Origin of the sequence: Streptomyces sp. SM1 (genome assembly GCF_002910825.1) — a bacterium.
Lineage (GTDB): Bacteria > Actinomycetota > Actinomycetes > Streptomycetales > Streptomycetaceae > Streptomyces > Streptomyces okerensis.
The window spans coordinates 1-5,850 of record NZ_NEUB01000199.1 but is presented as its reverse complement, the minus strand read 5'-3'; the positions used below and the strand labels follow the sequence as shown (position 1 = coordinate 5,850).

Here is a 5,850-nt window from a genome sequence, read left to right as displayed (position 1 = left end):
CCGCGCCGAGCAGCCCGGCCCGGCGCAGCAGCGTGCGGCGGGAGCGCTGTTCGGGGCTCAGCGCCTCGTCCGGCACGGAGGTGCCGAAGGCGGCGGGCAGGGGCGCCGTCGACTCGTGATGGTGGTCGTGTCCGTGGTGGTGATGGTGGTGCGGTCCGTGTGCGTGCCCGTGACCCATGACGTGCCTCCTCGATGCCGCGACGTGAGCACGCCGCGAGTGGAGGATCAACGGGGCGCATGAACGGTGAACGACCGGCGGATGAGGCCCGCATGCCCCGGACACGACGGCTCGCCGCACATCCCGGGTGGGCCCGGTCCGCTTCCCGGACCCCTCGGGCGTACCAGGGTCTGACGGCTCTGCGGGGGCACGCTCTGTGGACGTACCGGCCGGACGACACGACGACCACGCCGTGACGGGCGGACTCTCGAGAGGGTGGGATGTGTGGGGGATCGACAGGTGCGGGCCGTACGCCGGTTGCTCACGGAGTCACTGGACGGTGAGCGGCGCGGGCGGGACCCGGTGGCCGCGGCCGGCGCGGTCGTGGCCCGACTCGGCCGCCCGCCGGAGCTGTTGGAGCTGATCACCGAACTCGCCGACGGCTCGGGCGATCCGGAGGACTCCGCCCGGCTGCCGTACCGCCATGTGCTGGGCTTCGACAAACTACTGCTGGCCGGCGTCGGCTCGCGGCACATGCTGCGGGTCCATCTGTGGCATGCGGGCGGGGGCGGCACCGGCGCGGACGACATCCACAACCATCGCTCGACGCTGGCGTCGCACATCGTGCGGGGGCGGCTGGGCATGGAGCTGTACGAGGCGCGCGACGACGGTGAGGGTGTCGAGGCGAACCGCTACGAGGAGTCCCTGGCGGAGGGCTCGGCCGACTGGCTGCTGGAGCCCGCGGGCCGGGCCCGGCTGCGGCTGACGCACACCGGCCACTACGCGGCGGGCAGCACCTACGCCCTGCCCCCGCACACCCTGCACCGGGCGTGGTGCGAGACCGACGAGCCTACGGTGACGCTGTTCCTGGAGACCGGCGGTGGACGGCGCCGGCACACGGACGTGTTCACGACGCCGGGACCGCATGCGGGTGCGGTGGCCAAGCAGCCGCTGGACGTGCCGGGTTATCTGGCCGCGCTGAACGGGCTCGCGGAACTGCTCAAGGACACGTGAGGGCCTGCCGTACGACGTCCAGGTTGTAGTCGTCGATGTCGACGCCGGTCAGCTCGGAGGGATGCAGCCAGACGTGCTTCTGGTCCGGCAGCGGAAGGGTGATCCGCCGGCTCAGCGGGCGGACCAGGAAGTTCTCCTGCCAGTTCTTGGTCTCCCGCCCGCGGTACTCGCTGACGAAGGACGACTCGCCCACCTTGCGCACGATCTCGCCGAGCAGGCCGGTCTCCTCCTTCAGCTCGCGCAACGCGCCGTCGCGGGCGTTCTCCTCGGGTTCGAGCTTGCCGCAGGGAACGCCCCACACCCGGGGCAGGAATCTCTCCGTCGCACTGCGGCGCACCAGGAGCACCCGCCCCTCGTCGTCCCGCACGACCGCGGCCGCCAGGCGTTTCTCGCCGGGGATGTCCATGTCCATGGTTCCTCGGTCCCTCGCCGGAGATGAGTCCACAGGGTCTGATACCCGCGAAAGCGCCCACCGTACCAGGGTCACTCCATCCGGTCCCGTGCACCGAGTGCCTGGATCTCCGCGTACGACGGGGTCGTTCGCTCCGTGGGCCCGTCTCCCGCGCGGAGGCCGGCCGCCGCCTCCACCGCCGCGCCCAGTGCCCGGCGGTACAGGAGCGAGCCGAGGCTGACGCGGCGGACACCGAGGTCGGTGAGGTGAGGGAGGGGCGGCCCGCCGGGCGTGTACAGGATGTTGAGCGGGATGCCGTCCAGGCCGCGTACCAGGTCCGCGATCCTGCGTGGGTCGGTGAGCCCGGGGACGAACACTGCGTGCGCGCCCGCCCGGACGTAGGCGTCGAGACGGCGCCCGGTGCCCTCCCCGTCACCGTCGCCGATCCAGTACGTGTCGGTGCGGGCGTTGACTAAGAGGCCGGGGGCCGCGGCGCGGACCGCGGCGATCTTCGCGGCGTGCAGGCCGGCGGGGCCCGTTCCGTCCTCGAGGTTGATGCCGACGGCCCCCATCGCGTACAGCTCCCGGGCGAACTCGGCCACCTCGTCGGGGTCGTCGCTGAAGCCGCCCTCGGCGTCCACGGAGAGCAGGAACGGTCCGGAGCCGAGGGCGAGCGCGAGGTGCAGCGTCAGGTCCCGGGTGGCGGCGGCGCCGTCGGGCAGTCCGGCCGCCGCGGCCACACCGAGGCTCGTGGTCCCGACGGCCCGGAACCCCTGGGCGGCCAGCAGAAGCGCGGAGGCATGGTCCCAGGCGCACGGCAACAGCAGGGGCTCGTCCGCGTGGTGGAGGCCGGCGAAGGCGGTGACGGCGTCCGCCGCGGGCGGGGAGAAGGTCGGCGCGTTCTCGGTCATGCGGAAACGGTAGGCGTGGAACGCTTCGGCGCCGGCCGAAGTGTCCGTGCCTCGCGGGGAGGCACGGACCTGGGACGCCCCGGTTCCGGTCGGAGCGCCCCAGGGGCCCATCCCACCCCGGCTTCACCCTTCGGCACCAGAGGCAGGTCGACGGGTTCCCCGGTCCGCTCCGTTCAGTCGCTCAGCGGGACGGCCTCATGTCCCCCGTGTCCACCGCTGGTTGGTTCCCCGTCGGGCCGTCGGCGACGGGGACGCCGAAGTCGGGGGTGCCGTCCGCCTTCCAGCCGAGCCGCTGGACGCGGGTGTGCCGGTTGGGGTCGTGCAGGGGGTCGCCGACGATCTCCTCGTACTGGCGGGCGTGGTAGACGAGCACGTCGGTCCGGCCGTCCTCGGCGACGGTGAAGCAGCCGTGGCCGGGACCGTACTGCCGGGTGGTGTCGTTGCCGGTGAAGACGGGGACGGGCGACTTGGACCAGTTCGCCGGGTCCATGAGGTCGCTGTCCTCGTCGGCGGTCAGCAGGCCCATGCGGTAGTTGGCGTCGGTGGCACTGGCGGAGCAGGTCATGAACAGCCGGCCGTTGCGCTGGAGGACGTAGGCGCCCTCGTTGACGGCGAAGCCGATGCGTTCCCAGCCGTACTCGGGTGTGGACAGGCGTACTTGGGGCCCGGTCAGGGTCCACGGGTCGGCCATCTCGGAGAGCCGGAGGGCGGTGTTGTCGTCCATGCCGGGCTCGTGCTGCGCCCAGGCCAGGTGGGGGTCCCCCCGCTCGAGCGAAGCCGAGAGTGGGGGAGGGTGCCGCGGTGGGTGAAGGTGGTGGCGTCCGGGGAGAAGGTCTCCCAGGCCGTCCTGATCCGCCCCTTCTCGAACCAGGTGCCCTTGAAGGGGTTCGGGTGCGCGTTCTCCAGCACCCAGATGCGGATGGTGCACACGTCCTCGGCGGGGGGCGGCGGCGAAGTAGACGTACCACTTTCCGGCGACCCGGTGCATCTCCGGTGCCCAGATGTGGGCTGCCATGTCGCCGGTGGGGTGCGCCCGCCAGATGACGGACTCGGCGGCGCGGGACAGGCCGTTCAGCGTCGTGCGGGAGCGGCGCAGGATGATCCGGTCGCACTCGGGGGCGGTGGCGGTGGCGGTGGCGGTGGCGGTGGCGGTGGCGGTGAAGTAGCAGAAGCCGTCGGTGTGGCGGGTGATGTGCGGGTCGGCGCGGTTGCGGACGAGCGGGTTCGCGTACGGGGCCGCCTTCCCGGGCGCGGCGGCGTACGCGGCAGGGGCCGCCGCGGCCAGGGCGCCCGCGGCGAGGGCACCCTCCAGCAGGAGTCTGCGGGCGGGGGGTGAGGGTGGCTCGGGCAGGTCTGGGAGGTCGGCGGCGCGGCTCATGCGGTCTGCCTCTCGCGGGGGAGGACGAACGACGAGCGTGTTCGATATTCCGTACTTCATCTGACATGACGAACATAGCGAACGCCGAAAAGGCAGGGGCGGGACGGGGGCGGGTCAACGGGTCGGACGGGACGAACAGAAACGGCGTTCTACACGGGCACGAAGTCGGCCATCCTGTCGCCCTCCGGCTGGACGACGCCGTACGAGCCCTCCGGGACCGCGTTCCAGGCACCGGGGAGGTCCCCCAGGGGCTCGGAGACGATGAGACGTGCGTCGTCGGAGAGCTCGCGCAGGAAGGCCAGGTCGGGGTGGAGGGAGCGCAGGGTCTCCACCCGGCTGCTGTAGAAGAGCGAGCGGGACTCCTTCTGGCTGGAATAGCGGAACGCCCACAGACGCACGCCGTCGGTCACCGCGACCGTCATCTGCAGCGGGAACTCCACGCCGCGCGCACGGCCGGTGCGCTCCACCAGACCGGCCATCCGGGCCACCGCGCCCGGCGGGTCCTCCTCCAGGCCCAGGGTGAGCGCCAGGTAGAACATCATCTCGGAGTCCGTGGACCCCTCGATGTCGGCGAAGAGGCCCGGGTCGACGGCCATCGCGAGATCGCGCCGGATGAGGTGGAACCCGTCGATCGCGCCGTTGTGCATCCACATCCAGGGGCCGTGGCGGAACGGATGGCAGTTGGTCTGCTGCACCGCCGTACCGGTGGAGGCGCGGATATGGCCGAAGAACAGCGGCGAGACCACGTGCCGGGCGATCTCCCGCAGATTGCGGTCGCTCCAGGCCGGTCCGATGTCGCGGACGACGGCGGGGCTGTCGGTGTCCTCCCCGTACCAGCCGACACCGAACCCGTCACCGTTGGTGGTCTCGACGCCCATCTTGGCGTGCAGGCTCTGGTCGATCAGTGAGTGGGCCGGCCTGTAGAGGATGCTGTCGAGCAGGATCGGAGTGCCCGAATAGGCGAGCCACCGGCACATGTCCACCGCCTTCCCGGCCCCCGGAGGACCGTCGTCCTGTCGGTCCCCGTCACGGACCGCGATCCGACGGCGTCACCCGCCGTCCGCCCGCCGTCCCAGCGCCAGCCGCGTCACACGCGGCCACTCGGGGACAGCACTGCCCCACCGCGTACCCATCCGGTCGCGCGGGACGCGGACCCGCAGTGCCCCGGGTGCGGTCCGGCACACCACCGGCACCGGCAGCAGCACGTGCTCGCCGTCCACCCCGGCCGGGACGGTCGCCGTGTCCGCCTCCACGACGACCTCCTCGGCGGTGAGCCGCAGCAGTCCCGCCGCCCGCGGACCTCGCACCATGCCGGCGGCCCGTACCGCGCCCTCCACCCGCACCCCCAGCACACCGAGCCGCCCGGAATCCAGCCGCTCCCGGCGCCCCGGCCGGGCCGCGTCGACCGCTCGCAGGTACGGGTTGTTGCTGACCAGCAGGGCCTGCAGACCCTCCGCACGCGTCCCGTCGGCCCGCATCCGCAACCGGTGCGCCGACGGGCCGGACAGCATACGGGGCAGCGTCCGCAGCGTGGTCCGGGTCTTGTCGTCCCGGTACGCGGGTTCGCCCACGACGGCCGCGTAGGCGCCGAAGGAGGCGTTGTTGACGAACACCCGGCCGGCGGCGAAGCCGAGATCGACGCGGAGTTCGACGCCGTCCGTGAGGGCGTCGAGCGCCTTCGCCGGGTCGTTCCGGTCGAGCCCCAGGTCGAGGGCGAAGTGATTGCGGGTGCCGGCCGGGATCACCAGGAACGGCAGTCCGTGCCGGGCCGCCACCTCGGCGACCAGGGCCTGGGTGCCGTCTCCGCCGGCGACCGCCAGCAGGTCCGCTCCGTCACGTACGGCGTCCTCGGCGAGTCCGGCCACGTCCTGGTGTCCGGCGCCGAGCAGCACCACCCGGACACCCGCCGCACGTGCCCGCTCGGCCAGCCGGAAGCGCTCGACCTTGCCTCCGCCCGAACGCGGGTTCATCAGCGCCCAGGGGCGGGCCGGCGGCGGGG

General features: G+C 72.8%; 5 protein-coding genes and 2 pseudogenes. 1 reads left to right on the top strand and 6 read right to left on the bottom strand.

The genetic code is table 11. From position 1 onward, the window contains the following. Positions 1-178: pseudogene (locus B9S61_RS42065) on the bottom strand (histidinol-phosphatase); the annotation flags it as partial. Positions 179-442: 264 nt separating this feature from the next. Between B9S61_RS42065 and B9S61_RS04580 the strand changes: the two are divergent. Then, complete coding sequence (locus B9S61_RS04580; RefSeq protein ID WP_181007240.1) at positions 443-1,171, top strand: hypothetical protein; 729 nt, start codon at positions 443-445, stop codon at positions 1,169-1,171. Here B9S61_RS04580 and B9S61_RS04575 read toward each other — a convergent pair. The 5 genes and pseudogenes from B9S61_RS04575 to B9S61_RS04555 form a co-directional block, all read right to left on the bottom strand. Continuing rightward, positions 1,158-1,583 (bottom strand): NUDIX hydrolase, encoded by a 426-nt coding sequence (locus tag B9S61_RS04575; RefSeq protein WP_103541036.1) that lies wholly within the window; start codon positions 1,581-1,583, stop codon positions 1,158-1,160. The genes B9S61_RS04580 and B9S61_RS04575 overlap by 14 nt on opposite strands. 71 nt (positions 1,584-1,654) lie before the next feature. After that, the gene (locus B9S61_RS04570) at positions 1,655-2,473 is read right to left on the bottom strand and encodes an isocitrate lyase/phosphoenolpyruvate mutase family protein (protein WP_103541039.1); all 819 of its coding nucleotides are present in this window, start codon (positions 2,471-2,473) and stop codon (positions 1,655-1,657) included. Between the two features lie 181 nt (positions 2,474-2,654). Next, a pseudogene (locus tag B9S61_RS04565) lies at positions 2,655-3,851 on the bottom strand (family 43 glycosylhydrolase). A gap of 149 nt (positions 3,852-4,000) precedes the next feature. Then, entirely contained in the window at positions 4,001-4,828 is an 828-nt protein-coding gene (locus B9S61_RS04560) for a class II glutamine amidotransferase (RefSeq protein WP_103541035.1), read from the bottom strand. A gap of 72 nt (positions 4,829-4,900) precedes the next feature. Further along, a partial coding sequence (locus tag B9S61_RS04555; RefSeq protein ID WP_103541038.1) for a diacylglycerol kinase family protein occupies positions 4,901-5,850 on the bottom strand: 950 nt, incomplete at its 5' end.

Coding starts and splice junctions, on each gene's coding strand:
- B9S61_RS04575 (WP_103541036.1), bottom strand. CDS start 1,583: ATGGACATGGACATCCCCGGCGAGAAACGCCTGGCGGCCGCGGTCGTG.
- B9S61_RS04570 (WP_103541039.1), bottom strand. CDS start 2,473: ATGACCGAGAACGCGCCGACCTTCTCCCCGCCCGCGGCGGACGCCGTC.
- B9S61_RS04560 (WP_103541035.1), bottom strand. CDS start 4,828: ATGTGCCGGTGGCTCGCCTATTCGGGCACTCCGATCCTGCTCGACAGC.